Consider the following 22192-nt stretch of genomic DNA (forward strand, 5'->3'; position numbering starts at 1 on the left):
GATCGGGCGTCACCGTTATATGACGTGAGCAGGATGAGGGTGCACCCTGGAACGGGGGGAAACCTATGAAAAATGTGATTCTGCTTGCAGCGGCCGTATTCCTGCTCCTCCTCGCCGGCGGTGTGAGCGCCGTCGACGTCGGGACTGCCGGGATGCGGAACGGAACGACGGTGACTATCCAGAGCGGCGGCCAGAGTTATCCGGCCTACATCACGACGCCCGAGGACGGCGGCCCGTATCCGGCCGTGGTGTTGATCCACTCCTTCAACGGCCTGGAGCCCGGTTACCAGGTCATGGTCGACCGCCTGGCGACAGAGGGGTTCGTCGTCATCGCCCCGGAGTGGCAGACCTTCGAAGAGGCGCCGGCGGACAACGTGACGGAGGCGCTGGTCAGGGATACGGTCGCGTACCTCGAAACCCGGCCCGAAGTTAACTCAAGCAGCATCGGCCTGACGGGGTTCTGCGCGGGCGGGCGCTACACGATGCTCTTCCTGCCCCGGATCGAGGAGTTCAGTGCGGGTGTCGCCTGGTACGGCTTCCCCTACTCCGGGGGGCAGGCGAACGGGACTCCCCCGGCGGAGTTCGTCGAGAACATCACCGGCCCGATGCTGATCATCCACGGCACGGCGGATGAGGCGAGCCCGGTGGCCGATATCTACCGGTATGCGACCGACCTCGATGCGGCCGGGAAGTACTTCGAGCTCAAGGTCTACCAGGGCGAGCCGCACGGGTTCATGATCGGCGAGGACGGGGAGCTGGTGGAGACGCCCGTCGCAGAGAGCGCGTATGAGGAGATGGCGGGGTTTTTCAATCAGCGACTGGCGGGCGCGTAAGCGCCCGGCAGGAGTTGGAGAAAATGCGCAGCATTTTCGACCGGCGACTGGTGTTTCCGACAAGCGCCCGGCAGGAGCTGGAGAGAGTGCGGAGCATTTTCGACCGGCGACTGGTGTTTCCAACAAGCACCCAGCAGGAGCTGGAGAAAATGCGCAGCATTTTCGACCGGCGACTGGTGTTTCCGACAAGCGCCCGGCAGGAGCTGGAGAGAGTGCGGAGCATTTTCGACCGGCGACTGGTGTTTCCGACAAGCGCCCAGCAGGAGCTGGAGAAAATGCGGAGCATTTTCGACCGGCGACTGGTGTTTCCGACAAGCGCCCAGCAGGAGTTGGAGAAAATGCGCAGCATTTTCGACCGGCGACTGGTGTTTCCAACAAGCGCCCAGCAGGAGCTGGAGAAAATGCGCAGCATTTTCGACCGACGACTGGTGTTTCCAACAAGCGCCCAGCAGGAGTTGGAGAAAATGCGCAGCATTTTCGACCGACGACTGGTGTTTCCGACAAGCGCCCAGCAGGAGCTGGAGAAAATGCGGAGCATTTTCGACCGGCGACTGGTGTTTCCAACAAGCGCCCAGCAGGAGTTGGAGAAAATGCGGAGCATTTTCGACCGGCGACTGGTGTTTCCGACAAGCGCCCAGCAGGAGCTGGAGAAAATGCGCAGCATTTTCGACCGGCGACTGGTGTTTCCGACAAGCGCCCGGCAGGAGTTGGAGAAAATGCGCAGCATTTTCGACCGGCGACTGGTGTTTCCGACAAGCGCCCAGCAGGAGCTGGAGAAAATGCGCAGCATTTTCGACCGGCGACTGGTGTTTCCAATAAGCGCCCAGCAGGAGCTGGAGAACATGCGGAGTTTTCGACCGGACGCTCGGGTGATCTCCACTACCCGGTCATTTTTTAGGTGAATACAGTCTGTCGCTCCGCTCGATCTTCTTCATCACCTTCTCCCAGGACCCCGTGATGAGGAAACTCTCCTCCATGAAGCCGACCACCTTTGTAAACTTCTTCATGGGGAAGGCCATCGTCAGGACGTCCGGCGGGACGCAGGGCCGTGCCGAGGGGTCGAACATCCCGAGCACCGCTCGTGGATTCTCGTTCTGCTGCTCGAGCCACGGGAAGTAAAAGACCGAGCTGCACCCGGCGCCGAAGGGAGAGATGACGCCGTTCGGGTCGGCCCGGTCGAAGTTTGCAAGCGTGAAGAGACCGGAGAGCACCTCCGGCCGGGCGAAGAAGACGACGGCGTCCGGGTTGTCGGCCTCCGTGAGGTTGTCCCAGCGCTTGAAGACGATCTCCTTGCCCTTCGTCGGAATCCGGGTGGTCCCCCGGTCGAGTTCGTCCACGATCTCCGGCGTCTGCTTGTAGCGCTCCCCCTCCATCTCGCCGGGCTTTCCGTAGGAGAGGAAGTAGCGGAAGTCGGGGAACCGTTCGGCGTCGTAGCCGAGGTAGAACCTCCCCCCGCGGCACCCGATGGAGTCTTCTGAGAAGGCGAGGCTTTTGCCGTTCCGTACCTTCGTAAGGTCGCAGACGAAGCACCTCCAGCCTTTCGGGGCGGGGGCCTCCTCCACCCCGTCGGTCGGACCCCCGACCTCGAAGGCGATCGGGAGGTCCGTCCCCGGGAAGTAGTTCTCGTGGAGCCGGATGTAGGCGTCGCGCAGTGCTGTGTCCATATGGCCCTGTTCCGGGGCACCGGGGATTAATATTCTGATCCGTCTCCCGGTCGGGGAGCATACAGCCGGCGGCCTGTCACCATCCGGTCAGGGAAGTGGGGTGTGGCCAGGGCGCTATCCGGCTGCGGGGAACCGCACACGAGCCGGATCGGCGGGAAAGATCGAAATGTATATATTGTCAACCTTCGACTGTTGACGCATGCCTCTCCCCTTAAACGACAGGCAGTTTGCGTTCTGGAAACTCCGCCGCGGCGGTCTTGTAAACATCCAGATCGCGGACCGCTTCCGCATATCCCGCCAGGCGGTCTCGAAGGCGCTGCTTGCCATGGACCGCAAGGTCGAAGAGACGCTTCTCGAGATGGCGCAGGCGAACCAGATCGAGGTCGAGCGCCTGAACGCGGAAAAAGGCGTCCTCTTCGGCCGTTCCGTCCCCTTCAATGCGGCTGCGATCGTCTTCGTCTCGGCAGACCACGGGGTGCAGGTCTGGTACGAGCACGAGGGCGACTGCGGCACATGCCCCCGGTACGCCCGGTGCATCGAGCTCCTCTGGGGCTACGCGGACGAACTGGGGATCACGCTTGAAAAGACCGACGATCCGACACGGTTGGCCGACGAACTCTTTGCGAAACTCCGGGAGATGATATGATGCCTCTTATGGAGACGATACGCGCATACCTGGGCTGGTGCCCCCTGCAGGCGTCGATGCGGGCGGATCTCAAGGTACGGTCGACGACGGCCGTAGCGGCGGGCGGGCGTGACTGCGTCCCCCGGACCGAGCCCGGGTGGTGGCGACTCCACCACAACCAGCTGCTGGTCGCGGCAATAGCCTTCTCGGCGGCGACAGCGGCGCTCGTTATCCTGTTCGAGGATGCTTCAGGGCACCTTGCCATGTGGACGGGTCTTGCCGTCGGGGTAGGAGCGCTCCTCGGCTCTCTGCTCAGTTACCGCTCCCGGTATGCGCGGGTTGCCGCCGGCGAGTTCCACAGGGACAACATGACCCGGAGACAGCGCATTGTCCAGTACCTGAGGGTGCCGGTGGCCTCCGTTCTCCTCGCCGCCGGTATGGCGTATTTTGTTCTGGGCGGGATGTTCGACCGGATTCTCGGGCTCATGCTGGGCATGTGTCTCATCTGCTGGATCTGGTACGGCCTCACGATCCTCTGGGAGCGCCGGTACAAGGCGATCATGATCGCGGAGTGGGGGTCGGTGTATACCCTGGATACGGCAACGGAGGGTGAACGCGTATGATGAAGTTCTCCGAGACGATACGGAGATGGATGGGCTGGTGCCCGAACGCGGCAATGGTCAGCACCAGCCGGCGGCAGTATGCCGCTCCTGACGGCGAGGTCGGTATGGCGAGAGAAGGCAACCGGGATGTGGTGGAGGGCGCCCTTGTGGACTACGGCCCGATCGGAACTCCGGGAAAGCTCTTCATTCTGCCTGTTGCCGCCGCTCTCCTCATTGGATGCCTCTTCGTTATGGCACCTGCTGTGGGCCTTTTTGTGCTGGTCATCATACTGGCTTACTCCGGTATGGAGATCTATGGAGTCATGCGAAGAGCCCGTGTCGAGGTCACCCCGGACACGATTACCATCACGCGACCGCTCTTTCGGCCCATCGTCATCCCGAAGGACGCCGTCGTGAAAGTGGAAGTGAAGGAGAACAAACTCCCCATCCCTTACTGGCTCCTTATGGGGGCACTGGCGATGATCTTCCTATCGGCGGCCGGCGGTATATACTATGGACTCTCAAATCCGACCTCCATGCGGTTTATCTCCGGGCTTGGCGCTGCGATCTTCTTCCCCGTGATCTTCTACCGCACCTACGTGAGGACACATTACCCGCAAATCCTGACGATAACGACGGAGAAGAAGATCGCCGCAATCTACACCGGTGACCCCGAACGGATGGCCCGAACGCTGGGGGTGGCCGGATGACGGTCTTTATGGAGTATCTCAGGAAGAAACTCGGCTGGTGCCCGAACGCCGACGCCGTCAGGCCCGTCCGGCGCACGAGCGCGGAAGCGGGCTACGGGGATGCGTGGCAGGGAAAGAAGCCGGAGCCAGACCCCGGCCCGGAGCCCGCCGGCACCGCAGGCGGCGATCGGAGCGGCTACCAGGACAACATGCTGCTGATCCTCATTGCCCTGGCCTGGCTCCTCCCGGTCGTGTACGACCGTGAGTTCCTCCCGATCCTCATCCTCCTCTCCGCCGTCGCCGTATATTATGACGCGCAGAGCATCCGTGCCGGGGAAAAATTCGAGAAGGAGACGCTGTTTGGCGATATCGTCACCTGGCAGCCGCTGACCTGGGGAGCAGCGACGCTTGTCGGCGGGATCATCATCATGGCGATCTACCTCTTCCACCGGAAAGAGATCTACCGCGCAAACTTCGCCGGGGAGGCATCCGCATGACGCTGAAACTCGCTGAAGCGATACGCCGGTGGATGGGCTGGTGCCCGAACGCGGCAGCGGCCGGCACCGGTCGGCGGCGGTACGCCGCGCCGGTCGGCGAGGTCGGGTTCGGGACGGCGGCGGCCGGCAGCCGGGAGGTGGTGGAGGACGTGTTCGTGGAGTACACCAGTCCTCGCTTCTTTGTGCTGATGCCGTTTGCCGTCCTCGTTTTCCTCCTCCTCTTCGTGATATCCGTCCTGATCCCCTCCCTGTGGCCAGGGCTCATCTTTACCTTCCTGGCCGTTTCCCTTCTGGCGTGGGCCGCATGGCGCATCTACCTCGATCCCTACCGAACCATGATAGAATTCTCCGGGAATTCCGTCATCGTCCGGAGATCGCATACCCGGCCCCTCGTCTTTGGAATGGATACGATCAGGTCGGTCGAGGTGAAACGACCCTACCTCTCTATACCCCGCTGGGCGTCCGCGCTGCTCCTGGTACTCATGACTGCAGCGATATTCTTTGCCGGCGTAGGGAACTGGTTGATGCGCTATCCTGGCGACTCGGTCGCTGATCCCTATCTTGGCTTTCAGGTTCTTCTGGCGGTCGGCTGGATGGCATTCATGCTGGAGTTGCTCTATCGTGCCCTGGCCGGTCTGCGGTATCCCGGCCGCGTCTGGGTGAGGCTGGAGCCCGCCGGGTTCCTCCAGATCTATGCGGACGACCCGGAGAGGGTTGCAGCGCTGCTCGGTTCCCCACGATGACGGGGCATACCTTTTGAGGAGAACCGTCCAACATACAGAACGGTAAGATTCAATGAGCCCCCCGTATCGCAGACCCCACCCGACGGAGCAGCCGGCATGACCAGCAGTGCCCACCTTTCTTCCCCGCCGCTCGTCGAGTTCCGAAACGTCAGCGTCGTCCGGGACGGCCACAGACTCCTTGATGCGGTATCGCTCACGATCCGCGAGGGGGAGCATATCGCCATCCTCGGCCCGAACGGTGCCGGGAAGTCGTCGCTCATCCGGGCGATCACCCGCGAGTACTACCCCTCCTCGCCGGGCGGGGACGTCACGTTCCGGTTCCGGGGGCAGAACCGGTGGGACGCCTTCGATCTCCGGTCCCACATCGGGCTTGTCTCCGGCGACCTCCAGCAGACCTTCACCCGGAGCATATCGGGCCGCGAGGTCGTGCTCTCGGGGTTCTTCTCGAGCATCGGGCTCTTCCTCTCCCACGAGGTGACGGACGCGATGGAGCAGAAGACCGACGAGATCCTCGAGTTCCTCGAGGTCGCGCACCTCGCCGACCGCCCGATGACGGAGATCTCCTCTGGCGAGGCACGCAGGCTCCTGATCGGGCGGGCGCTTGTCCACGACCCCGGCACCCTCGTCCTCGACGAGCCCACGAACAGCCTTGATCTGCACGCGCTCCACACCTTCCGTAAGACCCTCCGGAAGATCGCCCAATCAGGCACCGGCATCATCCTGGTGACCCACAACCTCCCCGATATCATTCCCGAGATCTCCCGGGTCGTCCTGATGCGGGACGGCGCCGTCCGGATGGACGGCGAAAAGGCGGAAGTCCTGACCGACGGGGCCGTCGGCGACCTCTTCCGCGTCCCGGTCCGCGTCCGGGAGGAGGACGGCTACTACTACGCGACGGGCTACTGAAAGACCCCCTGAAACCTCATTTTTCCAATCGACACAACGCTTAAGGCCGGTGACGATCTCTCCCGCCGCCTATACCCCGGCACCAACGTGTGGGGGAATCCGAGAGGAGAGAGAAACATGGTCGAGATTGGCTACAAACTCTTCACCGAGTCGCACAGTGCGCCCGAACTGGTGAAGAACGCAAGACTGGCCGAGGATGCCGGGTTCTCGTTTCTGAGCATCAGCGATCACTACCTCCCGTGGATCTCGAACCACGGGCGCGCCGGGTTTGCCTGGTGCACCATCGGCGGGGTATCGCAGGCCACCTCGCGGGTCAGGGTCTCCACCGGCGTGACCTGCCCGCTGATACGTTACCACCCGGCGATCGTCGCGCAGGCCGCCGCAACCGCCGCCACGATGATGCCGGGGAGGTTCGAACTCGGGCTCGGGACGGGCGAGAGCCTGAACGAACACGTCGTCAGCGGCGTTTTTCCGACATCCGAGCCGGTGCGGCTCGATATGCTCCGGGAAGCGGTGAAGATCATCCGGCTGCTCTGGAGGGGCGGGATGCAGGACTACTCCGGCGTCTACTACACCCTCGATAACGCGCAGATCTACGAACTGCCGCGGGAACTCCCCCAGATCCGCATCTCGGCGGAAGGGCCGATCTCGGCAGAGGTGGCCGGCGAGATCGGTGACGCGCTCATCCACTTCGAGCAGAAGCCCGAGGAGGTCATCGAGACGTTCCGCGCTTCAGGCGGCGAGGGCAAATCGTGCATGATCGAGACCGTGGTCTGCTATGGCCGAAGCGTTGAGGAGGCGAAGCGCACGGCATACGAGTGGTTCCCCGTGGCAGCGAACAAGGGGGAGCTGAACTGGATCGTCCCCACCCCGACGCACTTCGAGCAGTTGCAGCAGATGGTGACACCGAACGATGTTGCAAAGAACGTCCTCTGCGGCCCCGACCCGCAGAAGATCATAGAGAAGGTGGGCAAATTCGTCGATATGGGTTACGACAGCATCCTGCTTCACCAGGTCGGCCCGGAGCAGAAAGAGTTCATCAACCTCGCGCACGACGTCATCCTGCCCGAGTTCGGGATCAAGCCCCCGCGGCCTGAGTCCGGGGGCAGGATGGTACCCGGCCCTGCGCGGTGAGCCGGAGGCCGGTGAATCTTTTTTACGGTCGCTGCCATGTCCAGGGCCAGGCAGTGCTACCGGCGTGCCCTTTCTCCGAGGTATCACCCGATGATCGCACCGACTGCGGTGCCCGCAACCCCGCCGGGCAGCCCGGCACGCATCAGTCCCGCGTTCATCCCGAGCGCCGCTCCGACTCCGGCAGACCCACCTGCAACATCTGGCATTCCTATCCGGTCTGCCCCTCCGGATTCGATGCCCTCGTCTGTGATGATGAGGTGAGGATGCCCTCTGCAGGGGCCTCCATCACCCATACCATTTTAAGCAGAAGCGATGATTCCGGGATCAACAGGAGGAAAGAACTGTGGTATCAAAACTGATGGACTACTTCAACAAACAGCCGAGGATTGGTCTTCTCAGCAGCGCAAACAAAGAGGGAAAGGTCGATGCGGCAATCTTCGGCTCGCCGATGATGCTCGACGAGAAGACCGTCGTCATGGGGCTCGGGGAGAACCGCACGTTTGAATACCTGCAGGAGAACCCGAACGCCGTCTACACGATCGTGGAGCAGGGAGAGACGATCATGGACTGGAAAGGGCTCCGGGTCTACCTGAAGATGAAGGAGTATGCAACTTCCGGGGAGACGCTGGAGACCTACAAGAAACAGGTCGCCAAGGTCGCGGGTGAGGATGCGGCGGCGATGATCCACGCCACGGTGACGTTCGAGGTCACTGAAATCCGCCCCCTCATTGATATGGGCCAGGGCTGGGAGAAGTCTATCTGACCTCTCTGCCGGGGGGCCGTGCCCCTCCGCGTAACCTCAAGGTGCTTCTCATGAGACTGGAAAATAAGGTTGCCATCGTCACCGGGGCAAGCTCCGGGATGGGAGCCGCAATCGCAGAACGTTTTGCAGAGGAAGGCGCTTCCGTCGTCGTGATTGCGCGGCGGAAAGAGCGGCTGCAGAGTCTTGTCGACCGGATCGCCGCCGGCGGCGGAAAGGCCATCGCCGTTGCCGGAGACGTGACCCGTGATGAGGATGTCGAGAACGTGGTGAAGACGACCGTCCGGGAGTTCGGCAAACTCGACATCGTCGTCAACAACGCCGGGCTGCTGGATCGGTTCGTTCCGGTTGCCGAGCTCGACGACGATCTCTGGAACGCGGTCATCGACGTCAACCTGACGGGGCCGATGCGGATGTTCCGCGCCGCGATCCCGGAGATGGAGAAGGCCGGCGGCGGCTCGTTCGTCACCATCGCATCAGTCGGCGGGCTCCAGGGATCCCGTGCCGGGCCGGCGTATACGGCGTCGAAACACGGCGTGATCGGCCTCGCGAAGAACGTTGCATACATGTATGCGAAAAAAGGCATCCGGTCGAACATCATCGCCCCCGGCGCCGTCAGGACAGAGATTGGCGCCGGCCAGGAAGCAAACGAGGGAGGTGCGGCCGTATGTATGGCGGGTATGGGCACCAACCCGCGAATGGGGGAGGCCGAAGAGATTGCATCAGTGGCCCTCTTTCTCGTCTCGGATGAGGCTGGCTTCGTGAACGGGGCGACGGTAGTCGCCGATGCCGGCTGGACTGCTTACTGACCCGGTTATCGTGCTCTGCCCGGAAAACGGGGGCAGGACGAATACCTCACGTCCTTCGGCGGGAGAACGGGCCGAGCAGTGCATATCAAACGACTCCACAGTACGGGTCAGATCGCACTGTGAAGAGAGGCATCCGGGGGATCCTCTCCAGGTTCCCCGGATTCAACGATTCGCCCGAAGGCCCTGCCCGGGCCCGTGGGTGACTACACTGCAGTGTACCCGCCGTCGACGAGCAGGCTGGTTCCGGTTATGTTCGACGCATCATCGCTCGCCAGGAACGTGACGGCCTTCGCGACCTCCATCGGCCGGCCCAGGCGCCCGATCGGGTGCAGTTTTTTCAGTTCCTCGTAGGCTTCCCGCGGAAGGGCCGCGAGCAGGGGCGTGTCTATATACCCGGGTGCAACAAAATTCGCACGGATCCCCTGCGCCGCGTAACTGGTGCCGAGCGTCCGGGTCAGCATCGCGACGCCCCCTTTGGCGGCGCCGTATGCTGTGACGCCCTGCTTGGCGACAAAACTATGTATGGATCCGGTATTCACGATGGCCCCTCCCTGACCCTGTTTCAACATCTGCTGGACAGCGTACTTGTCACAGAGGAAGATTCCCTTCAGGTTCACGTCAAGAACCCTGTCCCATTCTTCCGTCTCTACTTCGTGAGGGTCGCCCAGGCTGCCGACGCCGGAGTTGGCGACGAAGACGTCCAGTCTCCCGAAGGCCTCGACGGTCTTCGCGACGAGGTTCCTGACATCGTCTTCGACGGTGACGTCCGCCCGGATGAATATCACCTCTCCACCCGCTTCTTTTATCTCGTTAACGATCCTGGCGCCCTCTTTCTCGTTCCGGCCGGAGACAACGACCTTGCCGCCCTCGGCTGCCATGTCCTTCGCGCAGGCTTCACCGATACCGCTGGTGGATCCGGTGATAACACAAACTTTGTTTTCCATTCTTCCCATAATGGTTCCTCCTTGACGTTCTGTTCGAATGACGGTGCTGGCAGACGCGCTCCTGACCCTTGTCGAGGTAGGCGATCCGGATGCCACCGAAATGGCGCTTGTTCCTGATGTTAAGGTCGATTAAGAGCGGGGCGATCTTCTCGATGATGCTCGCGCGTTCGAGCGCGCCATGGCTACCATCCCCTCAACAATTTATATGATAATCGATCCGTCTGCCGCCCCATCCACCCCGGGGTTCGGGCAGCGTCTGCTCCCCTACTCCGAGAGGAACGGGAATATCCGCCGCAGGTCCTTATCGAGCGGTTTCTTTTTCTGCCAGGTTTCCTCAAGCGGAGTGTACGTGAGGTTCCCGCCGATCTCTCCCACCATGCACCCGCTCCGGCCCTCCATCAGCGCCTCGACGGCGGCAAAACCGAGGAGGCTCCCGAGCACCCGGTCGCGCAGCGTCGGCGGCCCGCCCCGCTGGAGGTGGCCGAGGACGACGACGCGGGATTCGAAGTTGAGGCGCTCGCCGACCTCCCGTGCGATCGAAAAAGAGATTCCCGGCGTCTTTCCCTCCGCCACCACCACGATCGCGCTCTTTTTGCCGATGGTAAACCCCCTCTCGATGCGATCGCTGATCCGGGCGACCGAGACCTCTTCTTCCGGGATGACCAGTTCCTCGGCGCCGCCGGCGATGCCGCTCTCGAGCGCCAGGAACCCGGCCGTCCGCCCCATCACCTCGATGAAGAAGAGGCGGTCGTGCGACCGGGCGGTATCGCGGATGCGGTCGATCGCCTCGACCGCACAGTTCGCCGCCGTATCGAACCCGATGCAGTAGTCGGTCCCGTAAACGTCGTTATCGATGCTCGCCGGGACCCCCACGAGCGCCGCCGTATCCGCATCCGCAGCAAGCAGGCTTGCGCCGTGAAACGTTCCCTCGCCGCCGATCAGGACGATGCCGTCAAGCCCCATCCGGTCGATGGCCGCGGCCGCCCGAAGCCGGCCTTCCCGGGTGTAAAAGTCCTGGTTCCGGGAGGTCTCGAGGATGGTGCCGCCCAGGTGGATGGTGTTACGGATCGCCGAGCGGTCGAGCGGCACCGCGTCGCCGGCAATGAGCCCGGTATACCCCCGGCGTATCCCGACGACGGCAAGGTCGTTCGCGAGCGCGGTGCGCACCGCCGCCCGGATGCAGGCGTTCATTCCGGGAGCATCGCCCCCGCTCGTCAGGATACCGATGCGCTTCATGGTGTCCCTGCATCGTCGAGCGCCTCAAAACCCGGGAGCGGCTTACCCGCAAGCATGGCGAGGGCGGCTCCCCCGCCCGTCGAGACGTGGGTCATCTCGTCGGCAAGTCCGAACCGTTGCACCGCATCCGTGGTCGAACCGCCGCCGATGACCGTGGTGCCGCGAAGGTTGGCGAGGGCCGCGGCGACCCGGCGGGTCCCTTCCGCAAACTCCGGGACCTCGAAGACCCCCACGGGGCCGTTCCAGACGACGGTTCGCGCACCGCCGAGTTCCCGGGAGAACTCGTCGGCAGCCTCCGGCCCGATATCGGCGATGACCTGGCCGTCCGGGACCTCCGTCGCGGGCACAACCCGGGTCGGGGCGCCCGTTTCCGGCCTCTCCGCGACGACGACGTCCCGGGGCAGGACGAGGCGGACGCCACGTTTCGCAGCGTTCTCCTCGACCCTTCTGACGTCGTCCAGGCGATCGGTCTCGACGTGCGACGCGCCGGTCGGGTAGCCCCGGCTCGCAAGAAACGTCGCCGCCATGCCTCCCCCGATGAGAAGGAGGTCCACCCGGGAGATGACGTTATCGAGGACCCCCAGTTTGTCGCTCACCTTTGCCCCCCCGATCACCGCGGCAAACGGCCGTTCGGGATCCTGCAGGATGCGCGTAAACGCGCTGACCTCTCGCTCCAGGAGGAGCCCTGCCACCGCCGGCAGGTGCTGTGGGACGCCCACGACCGATGCGTGGGACCGGTGAGAGGCCCCGAAGGCGTCGTTGACGTAGACCTCGGCAAGGTCGGCGAGTTTTTCTGAAAAAGAGGGGTCGTCAGCCCGCTCCTCCGGGTGGAACCTGAGGTTCTCGAGGAGAACGATATCCCCGTCGCTCATCGCCGCGACCGCGCTCTCCACCTCCGGCCCGATGCAGTCCCGGAGCGCGACGACCGGCCGGCCGAGCAGCGCGGAGAGCCGGTTTGCCACGAGGGCGAGGCGTAACCGCTCAACGATCTCGCCTTTCGGCCGATCCAGGTGGGAGCAGAGGATGACCCGCGCCCCTCGCTCGCAGAGGTAATTTATCGTCGGCAGGCTGGCCCGAATACGGGTGTCGTCGGCGATTGCCCCTTCCTCATCGAGCGGCACGTTGAAGTCGGCACGGACGAGCACCCGTTTGCCCCGCACGTCGATCTCCTGGACTGTCTTCTTCTGTCTTGGTATCACGTTCTGCATACCGGCATACCCCCGGAGCAGCGGAGAACGAGAGGGTTTCCATGCCGCGTGTGCGGGCGGCCGCGCCTCCCTCCGGCTCTTCCTGTCTTTCGTTCTCCACCGGATTACGGTTCGCAGTGCATGCGTGCCCTGGCATATATAGTGTTCGCAGCGTCACCCGCAACGCGGGCCCGTGCGGCAAAGGCGACGATGTCGATCAATCCGCCCCGAAAAGTGTCGCCGGCCCCGGTTCCCGGCTGGGGCCGGCGGTTGGTCGAATCCCCGATCTTTTCAGCAGGTTCACTGCTCCATGCGGCGTTCCCAGTAGGGCGTGTAGCCGTAGTGGCTGTACATCCCGGTGAGCCAGGTGCGTTCGGCGGTCGTCGGCCAGTTGTCCTTGTCGAAGCCCGGCGCATTCTCCAGCCGCTCTTTTGGCACGTCAAGGACGAAGGTGTCGTCGGTCGCGTTGTACTGCAGGGCCTCCCAGGGGACGGCGAAGAGTTTGTCGCCGAGCCCCATGAGCCCCCCGAACGAGAGGGCGGCATAGGCGATGCAGCCTTCGCCTGTATCGATCACGACGTCCTTGATCGTCCCGAGATCTTCGCCCTGCGGGTTCCTGACCGAATAATCCTCAATATCCTTCCCCCGGATAATGCTCCGTGTCTGCATCTCTGTAGCAGTTCCTCTCATGTGTATCACGTCTCCATAATTGTGGAACGTCCTGTCCCACGGCAAGAGGGTGAATACAGGCCGGGGATATTTAATTGTTATTGAAATATAATGGTGTGCAGATATGTGGTGCCGCAGGAGCGTTTTCCAGGGCAGGCCCGGAGACAGCGTTGCCCGGAGCGCGACCTAATGCTTCGCCTCCTCTTTTTGTCGCCATTCACCGCCCGGCCCCTTCTCGTAGACGTGCTCCACCGCCGCCCAGGCGACCTTGTGGGCAACCTCCTCGCGTGACGTTTCCGGGTTTCGCCGCTCCGAGGGATCGGCGTACTGCTCCCAGGCGCTGTTGAACGCTTCGCGGTAGATATCCTGGCCGTGCTCGGGAAGCGCCTCTCTCACCGGTAGCGGCAGGTCTTCGTTCCGTCCGTACTTCGGCATCGCACCTCACCAGCCGTTCTGCTCCGTCTCTCCCATCCTCACGATAAACGTACCGGCCCGGCAGGTCGTCACCTTAATCCCGTGCCCGGAGAGACTGTTAGGATACATGCCGTGCAGGCGGAATCGCCGGGGAAACCCGGTGAACGCACGCCGCACGGCCGGAATGCTGCAGTCATGAAAATCTACTGGCGACACATCCCCCAGGCGAACAACTCCTTCGCCGCGCTCGCTGCCGCGTGCGAGGTGCACGGATACGACCTCGAGGCGACGGACGGGCCGCTCCCCGACATCACCATCTACAGTATAAACTCCATCAACGAGCGTATCTACCGCGACGAGATCGTGGGAGCCGACTGCATAACGATCGTCGGCGGCCCCCATGCCTCCGCCTGCTACCGCGAGGTGGCGGAGTATGCCGACTACGTCGTCGTCGGGGAGGGGGAGTACACCCTCCCGGCGCTTCTCTCCGCCATCGAGGAAGGGAGAGATCCGCCTCCCGGGGTCGCCACCGCCGCCGGTTACACGCCCGCCCGCCACACCGTCCTCCTCGACGGCTACCCGCCGTTCTCCCGGATCAAGGGGTTCGTCGAGATCACCCGGGGATGCCCGTTCTCCTGCGGCTACTGCCAGACGCCGCGCCTCTTCGGGCGGTGCATGCGCCACCGCTCCATCGACGAGATCGTCCGTTACGCCTCGCGCTACCGGGATATCCGGTTCGTCACCCCGAACGCGTTCGCCTACGGCTCCGACGGCGTTCATCTCCGTCTCGACAAAGTCGAGCGTCTCCTCCGGAGCCTCAAAGGCCGGGTCTACTTCGGCACCTTCCCCGGCGAGGTGCGCCCGGAGTGCATCTCGCAACAGTCGGTCGAACTCGTCCTCGACACCTGCGCCAACACCCGCCTGCACTTCGGGGCGCAGTCGGGAAGCGACCGTGTGCTGCGCCACCTGCACCGCGGGCATACCGTCGAGGACGTCGTCCGTGCCTTCGACCTCTGCCGGGAGCACGGCCTCGTCCCGGTCGTCGACTTCATCCTCGGACTGCCGTTCGAGAGCGACGACGATCAGCGCGCGACGCTCGACCTTGTGAAGATGGTCACCCGGGGCGGGAAGGCGCACATCCACTACTTCATGCCGCTACCCGGGACTCCTCTCCAGAATGCACGCCCCCGTCCGCTCCTCCCCGAGACAAAAAAGGTTCTCGGGAAACTGGCGCTCGACGGCAGAATAACCGGCTCGTGGATGGATCATGAGATAAGGTTTTTTAGACGCACTTCTCATCTATAGAGCATGACGGATGTGCTACTCCTAGCAGATCTGCACGGTAACTTCGGAAAGCTTGACGCTTTTCTCAGCTACGACTACGATGCAGTCATCATTGCAGGCGACATCACCAATTTCGGTCCACTTGAGCCTGTAGATTCGGTACTCTCCAACTTCGAGGTGCCGTGTTTCGCAATCCCCGGAAACTGCGACCCCCGCGAGATCGTCGACGTGCTCGAACGCTCGGATGCGGTCTGCCTGCACAACTCGTGGATCGCGCTCGGCAAGATCACGCTTGCGGGTCTTGGCGGTTCGAACAAGACTCCGTTCGACACGCCGTTCGAGTTGACGGAGGAGGAGATCGATAAAGAACTCACCCGGATAACCAATCACATGGACAAAAACGTCCACAACGTCCTGCTCTGCCACGCCCCGCCGTACGAGGCGCTTGATACCGTCGAGGATAACCACGTCGGCAGCCAGAGCATCCGAAAGCACATGGCCCGGTTCGATCTGGTCTGCTGTGCCCACATCCACGAGGCACGGGGCATCACCGAGGTCGACGGCGTCAAGGTCGTCAACCCCGGACCTGCTTCAGAAGGTTACGGCGCTATCATCCGTTTCGGGAAGGAGCCCAAAGATATCCATATAGAACTTATTGCTGTTTAAATAGCAGCATCTCCAGATACGAGGTGTAGATCGGTGGGCCGTCTACACCCAATTCTTTTGCAATCGCCCCGATCCGGCCGGCGGCATCCTCTTTGTCCTTTTCTGTCAGGATCTCGATCTCGGCGAACGTCCCGAGCCCCTCGACGTCGTCGAGCGTGACCGTCACGTCCCCCATCTCGTAGAACTCCCGCATCTTCGAGACAGTGGCGGCACGCCGGAAACCGAGACGGGAGAGGATCTCCTCGAGCGTCTCTCCGTCGGCGACCGCGAGGTTGAACTCCTCGCGGGCCTTCGCGCTCCCGACCCGGATCTTCGGGCCTTTGTAGGTCACGGTGACCCCGGTGTCGTCGTACCTGACCCTTAATGCCTCGTCCGTCTCTCCGAAATCACGGTGGGGGGCGTTGTAGTAGACGTCGCGTTCCTGTTGCCTTTTTTCCATCCGCACTTCCTTCCGGTCGAGCCCGGCCCTGACGCTCTCCAGGTCTCCGACCGCAAATTTCGCTTCTACTTCGAGCATGCCTGGTCCCAGATCGTCTCTCGGGAACGACGATAAACCCTCACCGCCCGACCCCGGGCGGGCCGGAGGTTTTCTGCCGGATCAGGTCTCTCTGCCGTTCTGCGGCGGCGAGGAGCGCGTCGTCTCCGAGCCGTTCCGCGGAGAGCGCCGCCCGCTCCGTGAGCATCAGGGCGGTATCGTGGTCCTCGCGATGGTGGAACCGGAGCCCGATCTCCAGGTTCAGGTCGGCGGCTTTCCCGTACTCGCGCGCGTGGAAGAGGTGACCGGCAAGCGAGAGAAGGACGTACAGCCTGCCGGGGAGGCGGTGCATGGAGCGCTCGAAGCAATCCGCCGCACGGGCGTTGAGCGCAACTCGTGCGTCTTCCGGGAGTTCCCGCCTGCAGTGCCCCTGCAGGAGGGGGTGCGCGAAGGCGTACTCACCGTCCGGAAGCTTTCGGAACATGCCGCTCTCCTGCAGCCGGTTTGCCATCGCCGTCACGCCCGCCCCCTGGAGGTCGAGCATGCAGGCCATGATCGGTACGGGGAACGGGGGGTTTAAGATGCAGAGTCCCTCCGTCCATGCCTTCATGGCTTCGGGGAGCACGGCAAAGACAAGCCCCGCGGGATCTGTTGCCCCGGCGATGACTTCCGCGACGTTTTCCCGGGACGGTGCGAGTCCCCGGTTGCGCAGGGCGTTGAAGCAGGCTATTAGACGGAACGGGTCGCCTGCACTCTCTTCGAGGAGGCCGGCGGCGGCATCCTCGATGGAGAGGTGAAACCGCCTCTCCCCGAGTTCCCGGATCTCGTGCCGCTGCATCCCGGATAACTGCACTTCGTGGATGCCGAGATCCCGGATCTCCTCCTGCATCGTCGCGTATCCGGAACCGGCGCCATCTTCCGTCCGGCAGGTGAAGGCGAGGAGGATGCCGGGCGGGAGGTCGTGCACAACGTCCCGGAGGAGACGCCGGTCGTGGTTCGAGGCGAGATGAACGTCGTCCAGGAGAACCGCCGCAACGTGGCCGGCCATACGCATCTGTCTCCCGAGCTCCCTGAGCAGTTCCTCGAACGCCTGGTATACGCGGTCGTATCCGACCTCGGGTGACCGGGCGAAGACGCCGACGATCTCCTCGCCGGCCTTCGGGAGCAGGCCGACCGGCTCTACCGGAGCGGCATATTTTTCGAAGACGTCGTCGGCGTACCGGGTAGCCTCTTTCATGCTCTCGGCATCAAAGAGGGCCCCAAACCCTGCGGATGCCGAGGATCGCCGAAGGTCGTTCAACAACTCGCGGAACGCAGAGAAGATCATCCCCGGGAGGTCGAAGACCTCCGCCCTGAGGACAGGAGACTGCTGTCCGCCGGGGCGTTCCTGCACCTCGTATGCGAGCCTGTTCAGGAGCGAACTCTTCCCGATGCCCGGCGGCCCGGAGATCATCACCGTCTGCCCGTGCTCGCCCACCGCCGAGAGAACGGCGGAAATCCGCTCAAGTTCCTCCCGTCTGCCGCAGAACTCCTCCGGAGGAGAGGGGGCGTACGAGACCCCGCCGGCCTGCTGCTGTATCTCGTCCATGATCCTGCCGGGGTGTTCCGGTAGACAGTATAAATACCATTCCATCCAAATAAAATGGAACAACAAGACGCAGGCATGCGGCGGGCAGGTGCGGGAGGCGTACCGCGTCCGCAACGCACCCGCTATTCAAGGTGAATGGAATGGCACTTCAGGAAGGAGATTTTATCAGGCTCAGGTACACCGGCCGTGTCGGTGAGAGTATCTTCGATACCACGGATGAGGAGAACGCAAAGGAAGAGGGGATCTACAACCCGCGGGCGGAGTACGGTCCTGTCACCGTCCGCCTGGGGAGCCACCACATCATCGTCGGCCTTGAGGACGAGCTGATTGGCAAAGAGGTAGGCGCCGAGGGCGAGGTCGACGTCCCGCCCGAGAAAGGGTTCGGGGCGCACGAGGATGGGGCCGTAAAGTCCGTCCCGGTCACGCAGTTCCGCGAGAAGCCGCAGAGGGGGATGCGGATCGAGGTCGAGGGCCGCGAGGGCGTCGTCGTCGACGTCATCGGAAGGCGTGCGGTCGTCGACTTCAACCACCCGCTTGCCGGGAAGACCCTGAACTACTCCTACGCGATCCTCGAGAAGGTCGAGGAGCCGGTGGAGCAGATCAAGGGTCTCATCAAGCTCTTCTCGGGCAGAGCCGATATCGGCGTCACCATCGCCGACGGCACGGCCGAGCTGGAGCTCCCTCCCGCGATCACCTACGACCGGCGGTGGATGGTCTGGCGGGGCACCCTCGTCCGCGAGATATTCGAGAACTACTCCGACGTCAACGACGTCGTCATGAAGGAGACGATCTCCCGCCCGGCCGAGCCGGAGGCGGCGCCTGAGGTCGTTGAGGCCGAAGAGCCCGCCGAACCCGCCGAGACCGAAGAGACGAAAGAGTCCGAGGAGTAATTCTCCTCCGCTCTTGTGGTTTTGCTTTTTTTTGAAGACTTTTCTACGCCTGTAGATGCTCCCTGAGTGCGAGGTGTCATGGGCTGTCGGGCACCCCTGTCTGGGATGCTTGTTTATGACCGACGGCAGCATGAAATGAGTTCTCATATCTGCGTTTCACGCTTATAGCACTCACCAGGGGTTTGAGCACCTGGAAGCGAGGGTAAAACCCCGTACACTGGACCGTGGGGGTATCGCCCTAAGGGGGGAACGACTGCCGGAACGGCAGGAGTTCGAGAAACCCGAAGGGTTTCGCTGTGGGGACAGGGGAGGGGGGATGCTCCCCCCTCCCCGTCAGCCCCTCCCCCGCGTGGCGATATCCACTGGAAATCCGTTTCCGGGAATGCGCAACAGCAGGAGCATCTGAGTTCCTTGGGTTCGAACTACGACTGTCTTCAGGTCCCCGAGTGCAATGAATATTTTGTCGCCGATCCTCTTGACCCCGGATACCCGCTCCCCCCCAGATCAGGAACCTGCGTCACCCGCCCGTACCCTTCTTTAGGTACCGGGCCGAATGTATTCTGAATCAATGGCGACACTACAGGGAATGAGCGGGGTCGATCTTCGTGCGCTGGTAGCGGAAGCTGCCGATCGCCTCCCGCTCTGGGTCGGCAAGATCTACCAGTTCGACGCGAAGACCCTCGGCATCAGGCTGAACGGTGAAGATCGGGCGAAGTACCTGTTCCTCATCGAGACGGGACGGCGCGCCCACTTCACCGCAGAGTTTCCTGTGCCTCCAAAGAACCCGCCGAGTTTCGCGATGCTGCTCCGGAAGCACCTCGAGGGCGGGAAGGTGCTCGGTATCCGCCAGCTCGGGCTCGAGCGCACGATGAGCCTCGACATCGGGAAGCGGGATACGACCTACCACCTCATCTTCGAGCTCTTCGACGAGGGGAACGCCGTCCTCTGCGACGAAGGCTACACGATCATCAAACCCCTCTGGCACCACCGGTTCAAGACCCGGGAGGTGGTCCCGGGCGCGGTCTACGCCTTCGAAGGGTCCGACTGCTCGTCTCTCTCGCCGGAGGCGTTCGGGTCGATGCTTGCAGAGTCCGACCGCGACATCGTCCGGACGCTCGCCGTCGGGTGCATGCTCGGCGGCGCGTATGCCGAAGAGGTCTGCAGGATCGTGGGCGTCGAGAAGAGCGCTGCCGCCGCGGAGGTGGACGCGGAGGCGGTTCGGGAGGCGCTCGAACGGCTGATGGCCGACGTCGGGCAGCGCCGTGAACCGGTGATAACGGCGTCCGGGTGCTGGCCGGTGGTGCTTGCCGGTGACGAGGTTCGCGAGCGGTTTGCGACCTTCAGCGAGGCGCTGGATGCCTTCTACCCGAAGACGGTGGGCGGAAAGGAGGAGGCCGCGGCCGGGAAGCCCCGCCTCTCCCAGGCGGAGGTGATCCGACGGCGGCAGGCGGAGGCGATCAAAGGGTTCGAGAAGAAGATCGAGCGTAATCAGCGGATCGTGGAGGTGATCTACGAGAACTACACTGCTGTTGCCGGGATCATAGCGACGCTCGATGAGGCGAGCAAAAACCGGTCGTGGCAGGAGATCGAGAAAATCCTCAAAGAGAACGGCGATAACCCTGCGGCAAAGATGGTCCGTGCGATTCACCCCGCGGACGCGGCGGTTGACGTCGATCTCTCGGGGGAACGGGTGAAGATCTATGTCCACGAGACGATCGAGCAGAACCTCGGCCGCTACTACGACCAGATCAAGAAGTTCAAGAAGAAGAAGACGGGCGCGCTCGCGGCCATGGAGCGGACGGTTCCCGAGAAGCCCCGGACGAAGCGGAACCTTCCCCTCCAGAAAAAGCGGTGGTATCACCGCTTCCGCTGGTTCACCACCAGCGACGGCACCCTTGTCATCGGCGGCCGGGACGCCTCCCAGAACGAGGAACTCGTCAAGAAGTACATGGAAGGCGGCGACCTCTTCGTCCACGCCGACGTCCACGGCGGGAGCGTCGTCATCGTGAAGGGCACGACTGAACACATGGACGAGGCCGTGCGGTTCGCCGCGTCCTACTCCAACGCCTGGAAGGCCGGGCACTTCACGGCGGACGTCTACGCCGCCCGGCCCGACCAGGTGAGCAAGACGGCCGAGTCCGGCGAGTACGTGGCGAGAGGCGCCTTCATCGTCCGGGGCGAGCGGCAATACTTCAGGAACGCGCCCCTGGGCGTGGCGATCGGCCTTCAGATGGCGCCTGAGGTCGCCGTCATCGGTGGCCCGCCCGGTGCCGTCACCGGGCGTACGAAAGTGTGGGTGGAACTCCGTCCCGGGCAGTTCGAACCGAACGACACCGCAAGGAAGGTGGTCCGGGCACTCAGGGAGAAACTCTCGGAGGACGAGTGGAAAGGGCTCAAGAACGCCCTGAACACCGAGGCGGTCGCCGCATTCGTCCCGCCGGGGGGCTCCGACATCGTGGAATCATGAAGGCCGAAGTCCGGGAGATGAAGAGACAGTTCGGCGAGATACGTCTCTTCCCGGAGACGCTCGACGACCTCTGGCACCTCTCCCACCTGGTTGGGCCCGGGGATCTCGTCTTTGCGACGACCTTTCGGAGCGTGGAGGCGGCGACCGACAAACTCCGGCCGGAGAAGGTCGAGAAACGGCCGGTGCGGCTTGGGATTTGGGTTGAGAAGGTGGAGTTCCACCAGCACACGAACCGTCTCCGGATCGCCGGCATCATCGAGAGCGGGGTGGACGTTGCCGCACACCACACCCTGAACGTCGAAGCCGGGTTCGAGATCTCGGTTGTCAAACGCTGGCGGCCCGTCGACTGTGAGCGGATCCGGCGCGCGGTCGACGCCTCCGCGTACGGCGTGGTTCACGTCGTGAGCGTCGAGGAAGGAGAGGCGCAGATCTACCGGCTGCGCCAGTTCGGCCCGGAGTGGGTGACGACCGTCACGGCCGGGAGCAGCAAGGGTGCCGATACCGGCACCCGGTCGGCGCTTTTTGAGAAAACGCTTGACACGGTCGCCGCGGTCACCGGGCCTCTCGTCGTCGCGGGCCCGGGGTTCGTGAAGGACGAGTTTGCGGAGTACGTGAAGGTCCGGGCCCCCGACCTCGCCGGGCGGATGGTCGCCGTCGAGACCCGTCGCATCGGGCGGGGCGCCGTGCAGGAGGTCATCGGACAGGGGATTCTTGACCGGCTGCTCGGCGACCTCCACCTCGCACGGGAGGTCGCGCTGATGGACGAGGTCCTGGTCAGGATCGCGACCGAGGGCGCCGTCGCCTACGGTATCGACGAGGTCCGCAAAGCGGTTGCCTACGGTGCGGCGGAGACGGTGCTGGTCGCCGACACCCTGCTCCGCGACGATGAGGCTACGGGCGTCATCGAGCAGGCCGAGCGCGTCAACGCAACGGTCGTGGTGCTGAGCACTGAGTTCGAGCCCGGGGAGCGCCTTGATGCCATCGGGGGCGCCGCGGCGCTTTTGCGGTATAAGATCGAGTGAGAGGCGGCGCACCTCGCACCTGATGGTGCTCGACCTCCTTCCTCGAAAATCTTCGGGTTTCTCGATCTCCGGTTCTCTGAACAGTCGC

At 63.3% G+C, this 22192-nt stretch carries 25 protein-coding genes; 16 read left to right on the forward strand and 9 right to left on the reverse strand.

What is annotated here, in order from left to right:
* Window positions 1-65 precede the first annotated feature (65 nt).
* Together MEMAR_RS04485 and MEMAR_RS04490 are read left to right on the forward strand one after the other, a co-directional pair.
* Complete coding sequence (locus tag MEMAR_RS04485; protein ID WP_011843758.1) at window positions 66-833, forward strand: dienelactone hydrolase family protein; 768 nt, start codon at window positions 66-68, stop codon at window positions 831-833.
* A gap of 23 nt (window positions 834-856) precedes the next feature.
* The gene (locus MEMAR_RS04490; protein ID WP_048063750.1) at window positions 857-1735 is read left to right on the forward strand and encodes a hypothetical protein; all 879 of its coding nucleotides are present in this window, start codon (window positions 857-859) and stop codon (window positions 1733-1735) included.
* Here MEMAR_RS04490 and MEMAR_RS04495 read toward each other — a convergent pair.
* A complete protein-coding gene (locus MEMAR_RS04495; RefSeq protein ID WP_011843759.1) occupies window positions 1721-2497 on the reverse strand; it encodes a DUF169 domain-containing protein in 777 nt (258 codons plus the stop codon). The two genes, MEMAR_RS04490 and MEMAR_RS04495, sit on opposite strands and share 15 nt — an antisense overlap.
* 199 nt (window positions 2498-2696) lie before the next feature.
* On the opposite strand from MEMAR_RS04495, the gene MEMAR_RS04500 reads away from it, so the two are divergent.
* The 7 genes from MEMAR_RS04500 to MEMAR_RS04530 all read left to right on the forward strand — a co-directional run bounded on the left by MEMAR_RS04500 (window position 2697) and on the right by MEMAR_RS04530 (window position 7693).
* Entirely contained in the window at window positions 2697-3143 is a 447-nt protein-coding gene (locus tag MEMAR_RS04500; protein WP_011843760.1) for a hypothetical protein, read from the forward strand.
* Window positions 3140-3745: a DUF1673 family protein gene (locus tag MEMAR_RS04505; protein WP_143706321.1), complete on the forward strand. Its 606-nt coding sequence runs from the start codon at window positions 3140-3142 to the stop codon at window positions 3743-3745. Before MEMAR_RS04500 ends, MEMAR_RS04505 begins: the two co-directional genes overlap by 4 nt.
* Window positions 3742-4434 carry a DUF1673 family protein gene (locus MEMAR_RS04510; protein WP_048063751.1) on the forward strand — a complete coding sequence of 231 codons (693 nt, stop codon included), beginning with the start codon at window positions 3742-3744 and terminating at the stop codon, window positions 4432-4434. The genes MEMAR_RS04505 and MEMAR_RS04510 overlap by 4 nt, the downstream gene beginning before the upstream one ends.
* Window positions 4431-4910, forward strand: a complete 480-nt coding sequence (locus MEMAR_RS04515) for a hypothetical protein (protein WP_011843763.1) — start codon at window positions 4431-4433, stop codon at window positions 4908-4910. The genes MEMAR_RS04510 and MEMAR_RS04515 overlap by 4 nt, the downstream gene beginning before the upstream one ends.
* Window positions 4907-5653 carry a DUF1673 family protein gene (locus MEMAR_RS04520; RefSeq protein WP_011843764.1) on the forward strand — a complete coding sequence of 249 codons (747 nt, stop codon included), beginning with the start codon at window positions 4907-4909 and terminating at the stop codon, window positions 5651-5653. Before MEMAR_RS04515 ends, MEMAR_RS04520 begins: the two co-directional genes overlap by 4 nt.
* Before the next feature lie 96 nt (window positions 5654-5749).
* Window positions 5750-6559, forward strand: a complete 810-nt coding sequence (locus MEMAR_RS04525; protein WP_011843765.1) for an ABC transporter ATP-binding protein — start codon at window positions 5750-5752, stop codon at window positions 6557-6559.
* Between the two features lie 117 nt (window positions 6560-6676).
* Window positions 6677-7693, forward strand: a complete 1017-nt coding sequence (locus tag MEMAR_RS04530; RefSeq protein ID WP_011843766.1) for a TIGR03557 family F420-dependent LLM class oxidoreductase — start codon at window positions 6677-6679, stop codon at window positions 7691-7693.
* 83 nt (window positions 7694-7776) lie between these two features.
* Here MEMAR_RS04530 and MEMAR_RS13340 read toward each other — a convergent pair whose 3' ends face one another.
* Window positions 7777-7899: a hypothetical protein gene (locus tag MEMAR_RS13340; RefSeq protein ID WP_267312957.1), complete on the reverse strand. Its 123-nt coding sequence runs from the start codon at window positions 7897-7899 to the stop codon at window positions 7777-7779.
* 137 nt (window positions 7900-8036) lie between these two features.
* Between MEMAR_RS13340 and MEMAR_RS04540 the strand changes: the two genes are divergently transcribed.
* The gene (locus tag MEMAR_RS04540) at window positions 8037-8456 is read left to right on the forward strand and encodes a pyridoxamine 5'-phosphate oxidase (protein ID WP_048063753.1); all 420 of its coding nucleotides are present in this window, start codon (window positions 8037-8039) and stop codon (window positions 8454-8456) included.
* Between the two features lie 50 nt (window positions 8457-8506).
* Window positions 8507-9262 (forward strand): SDR family oxidoreductase, encoded by a 756-nt coding sequence (locus tag MEMAR_RS04545; protein ID WP_011843769.1) that lies wholly within the window; start codon window positions 8507-8509, stop codon window positions 9260-9262.
* A gap of 203 nt (window positions 9263-9465) precedes the next feature.
* Here MEMAR_RS04545 and MEMAR_RS04550 read toward each other — a convergent pair whose 3' ends face one another.
* The 5 genes from MEMAR_RS04550 to MEMAR_RS04570 all read right to left on the reverse strand — a co-directional run bounded on the left by MEMAR_RS04550 (window position 9466) and on the right by MEMAR_RS04570 (window position 13733).
* The gene (locus MEMAR_RS04550; protein ID WP_011843770.1) at window positions 9466-10215 is read right to left on the reverse strand and encodes an SDR family NAD(P)-dependent oxidoreductase; all 750 of its coding nucleotides are present in this window, start codon (window positions 10213-10215) and stop codon (window positions 9466-9468) included.
* Between the two features lie 255 nt (window positions 10216-10470).
* Window positions 10471-11442: a 6-phosphofructokinase gene (gene pfkA / locus MEMAR_RS04555; RefSeq protein WP_011843771.1), complete on the reverse strand. Its 972-nt coding sequence runs from the start codon at window positions 11440-11442 to the stop codon at window positions 10471-10473.
* Window positions 11439-12650, reverse strand: coding sequence for a phosphoglycerate kinase (locus MEMAR_RS04560; protein WP_011843772.1), 1212 nt, complete (start codon window positions 12648-12650; stop codon window positions 11439-11441). Before MEMAR_RS04560 ends, pfkA begins: the two co-directional genes overlap by 4 nt.
* 279 nt (window positions 12651-12929) lie before the next feature.
* The gene (locus tag MEMAR_RS04565) at window positions 12930-13319 is read right to left on the reverse strand and encodes a PRC-barrel domain-containing protein (RefSeq protein ID WP_048063754.1); all 390 of its coding nucleotides are present in this window, start codon (window positions 13317-13319) and stop codon (window positions 12930-12932) included.
* A 165-nt stretch (window positions 13320-13484) separates the two neighbouring features.
* The gene (locus MEMAR_RS04570) at window positions 13485-13733 is read right to left on the reverse strand and encodes a ChaB family protein (RefSeq protein ID WP_011843774.1); all 249 of its coding nucleotides are present in this window, start codon (window positions 13731-13733) and stop codon (window positions 13485-13487) included.
* A 174-nt stretch (window positions 13734-13907) separates the two neighbouring features.
* Between MEMAR_RS04570 and MEMAR_RS04575 the strand changes: the two genes are divergently transcribed.
* Window positions 13908-15017, forward strand: coding sequence for a TIGR04013 family B12-binding domain/radical SAM domain-containing protein (locus MEMAR_RS04575; RefSeq protein WP_011843775.1), 1110 nt, complete (start codon window positions 13908-13910; stop codon window positions 15015-15017).
* 3 nt (window positions 15018-15020) lie between these two features.
* Window positions 15021-15662, forward strand: a complete 642-nt coding sequence (locus MEMAR_RS04580; RefSeq protein ID WP_011843776.1) for a metallophosphoesterase family protein — start codon at window positions 15021-15023, stop codon at window positions 15660-15662.
* On the opposite strand, the gene cyaB is transcribed toward MEMAR_RS04580, so the two are convergent.
* Window positions 15649-16179: a class IV adenylate cyclase gene (gene cyaB, locus MEMAR_RS04585; protein WP_011843777.1), complete on the reverse strand. Its 531-nt coding sequence runs from the start codon at window positions 16177-16179 to the stop codon at window positions 15649-15651. The genes MEMAR_RS04580 and cyaB overlap by 14 nt on opposite strands.
* Before the next feature lie 40 nt (window positions 16180-16219).
* Window positions 16220-17725, reverse strand: coding sequence for an AAA family ATPase (locus tag MEMAR_RS04590; RefSeq protein ID WP_143706322.1), 1506 nt, complete (start codon window positions 17723-17725; stop codon window positions 16220-16222).
* Between the two features lie 140 nt (window positions 17726-17865).
* Here MEMAR_RS04590 and MEMAR_RS04595 point away from each other — a divergent pair, with 140 nt between their 5' ends.
* From MEMAR_RS04595 to MEMAR_RS04605, 3 genes are all read left to right on the forward strand, one after another.
* Window positions 17866-18615, forward strand: a complete 750-nt coding sequence (locus MEMAR_RS04595; protein WP_011843779.1) for a peptidylprolyl isomerase — start codon at window positions 17866-17868, stop codon at window positions 18613-18615.
* A 568-nt stretch (window positions 18616-19183) separates the two neighbouring features.
* On the forward strand, window positions 19184-21082 hold the full coding sequence (gene rqcH, locus MEMAR_RS04600; RefSeq protein ID WP_011843780.1) for a ribosome rescue protein RqcH: 1899 nt from the start codon (window positions 19184-19186) through the stop codon (window positions 21080-21082).
* Entirely contained in the window at window positions 21079-22104 is a 1026-nt protein-coding gene (locus MEMAR_RS04605) for an mRNA surveillance protein pelota (protein WP_011843781.1), read from the forward strand. Before rqcH ends, MEMAR_RS04605 begins: the two co-directional genes overlap by 4 nt.
* Window positions 22105-22192: the final 88 nt, after the last annotated feature.

The organism is Methanoculleus marisnigri JR1 (genome assembly GCF_000015825.1).
GTDB classification, from domain to species: Archaea; Halobacteriota; Methanomicrobia; order Methanomicrobiales; family Methanoculleaceae; genus Methanoculleus; species Methanoculleus marisnigri.

Excerpts from the sequence above, each read along its gene's own strand:
- pfkA (WP_011843771.1), bottom strand. The coding sequence starts at position 11,442 with ATGAAGCGCATCGGTATCCTGACGAGCGGGGGCGATGCTCCCGGAATG.
- MEMAR_RS04580 (WP_011843776.1), top strand. The coding sequence starts at position 15,021 with ATGACGGATGTGCTACTCCTAGCAGATCTGCACGGTAACTTCGGAAAG.
- MEMAR_RS04515 (WP_011843763.1), top strand. The coding sequence starts at position 4,431 with ATGACGGTCTTTATGGAGTATCTCAGGAAGAAACTCGGCTGGTGCCCG.
- MEMAR_RS13340 (WP_267312957.1), bottom strand. The coding sequence starts at position 7,899 with ATGCCAGATGTTGCAGGTGGGTCTGCCGGAGTCGGAGCGGCGCTCGGG.
- MEMAR_RS04565 (WP_048063754.1), bottom strand. The coding sequence starts at position 13,319 with ATGAGAGGAACTGCTACAGAGATGCAGACACGGAGCATTATCCGGGGG.
- MEMAR_RS04545 (WP_011843769.1), top strand. The coding sequence starts at position 8,507 with ATGAGACTGGAAAATAAGGTTGCCATCGTCACCGGGGCAAGCTCCGGG.
- MEMAR_RS04570 (WP_011843774.1), bottom strand. The coding sequence starts at position 13,733 with ATGCCGAAGTACGGACGGAACGAAGACCTGCCGCTACCGGTGAGAGAG.
- MEMAR_RS04550 (WP_011843770.1), bottom strand. The coding sequence starts at position 10,215 with ATGGGAAGAATGGAAAACAAAGTTTGTGTTATCACCGGATCCACCAGC.
- MEMAR_RS04520 (WP_011843764.1), top strand. The coding sequence starts at position 4,907 with ATGACGCTGAAACTCGCTGAAGCGATACGCCGGTGGATGGGCTGGTGC.
- MEMAR_RS04510 (WP_048063751.1), top strand. The coding sequence starts at position 3,742 with ATGATGAAGTTCTCCGAGACGATACGGAGATGGATGGGCTGGTGCCCG.
- MEMAR_RS04530 (WP_011843766.1), top strand. The coding sequence starts at position 6,677 with ATGGTCGAGATTGGCTACAAACTCTTCACCGAGTCGCACAGTGCGCCC.
- MEMAR_RS04490 (WP_048063750.1), top strand. The coding sequence starts at position 857 with ATGCGCAGCATTTTCGACCGGCGACTGGTGTTTCCGACAAGCGCCCGG.
- MEMAR_RS04590 (WP_143706322.1), bottom strand. The coding sequence starts at position 17,725 with ATGGACGAGATACAGCAGCAGGCCGGCGGGGTCTCGTACGCCCCCTCT.
- MEMAR_RS04485 (WP_011843758.1), top strand. The coding sequence starts at position 66 with ATGAAAAATGTGATTCTGCTTGCAGCGGCCGTATTCCTGCTCCTCCTC.
- MEMAR_RS04495 (WP_011843759.1), bottom strand. The coding sequence starts at position 2,497 with ATGGACACAGCACTGCGCGACGCCTACATCCGGCTCCACGAGAACTAC.
- MEMAR_RS04500 (WP_011843760.1), top strand. The coding sequence starts at position 2,697 with ATGCCTCTCCCCTTAAACGACAGGCAGTTTGCGTTCTGGAAACTCCGC.
- MEMAR_RS04525 (WP_011843765.1), top strand. The coding sequence starts at position 5,750 with ATGACCAGCAGTGCCCACCTTTCTTCCCCGCCGCTCGTCGAGTTCCGA.
- MEMAR_RS04505 (WP_143706321.1), top strand. The coding sequence starts at position 3,140 with ATGATGCCTCTTATGGAGACGATACGCGCATACCTGGGCTGGTGCCCC.
- rqcH (WP_011843780.1), top strand. The coding sequence starts at position 19,184 with ATGGCGACACTACAGGGAATGAGCGGGGTCGATCTTCGTGCGCTGGTA.
- cyaB (WP_011843777.1), bottom strand. The coding sequence starts at position 16,179 with ATGCTCGAAGTAGAAGCGAAATTTGCGGTCGGAGACCTGGAGAGCGTC.
- MEMAR_RS04560 (WP_011843772.1), bottom strand. The coding sequence starts at position 12,650 with ATGCAGAACGTGATACCAAGACAGAAGAAGACAGTCCAGGAGATCGAC.
- MEMAR_RS04595 (WP_011843779.1), top strand. The coding sequence starts at position 17,866 with ATGGCACTTCAGGAAGGAGATTTTATCAGGCTCAGGTACACCGGCCGT.
- MEMAR_RS04605 (WP_011843781.1), top strand. The coding sequence starts at position 21,079 with ATGAAGGCCGAAGTCCGGGAGATGAAGAGACAGTTCGGCGAGATACGT.
- MEMAR_RS04575 (WP_011843775.1), top strand. The coding sequence starts at position 13,908 with ATGAAAATCTACTGGCGACACATCCCCCAGGCGAACAACTCCTTCGCC.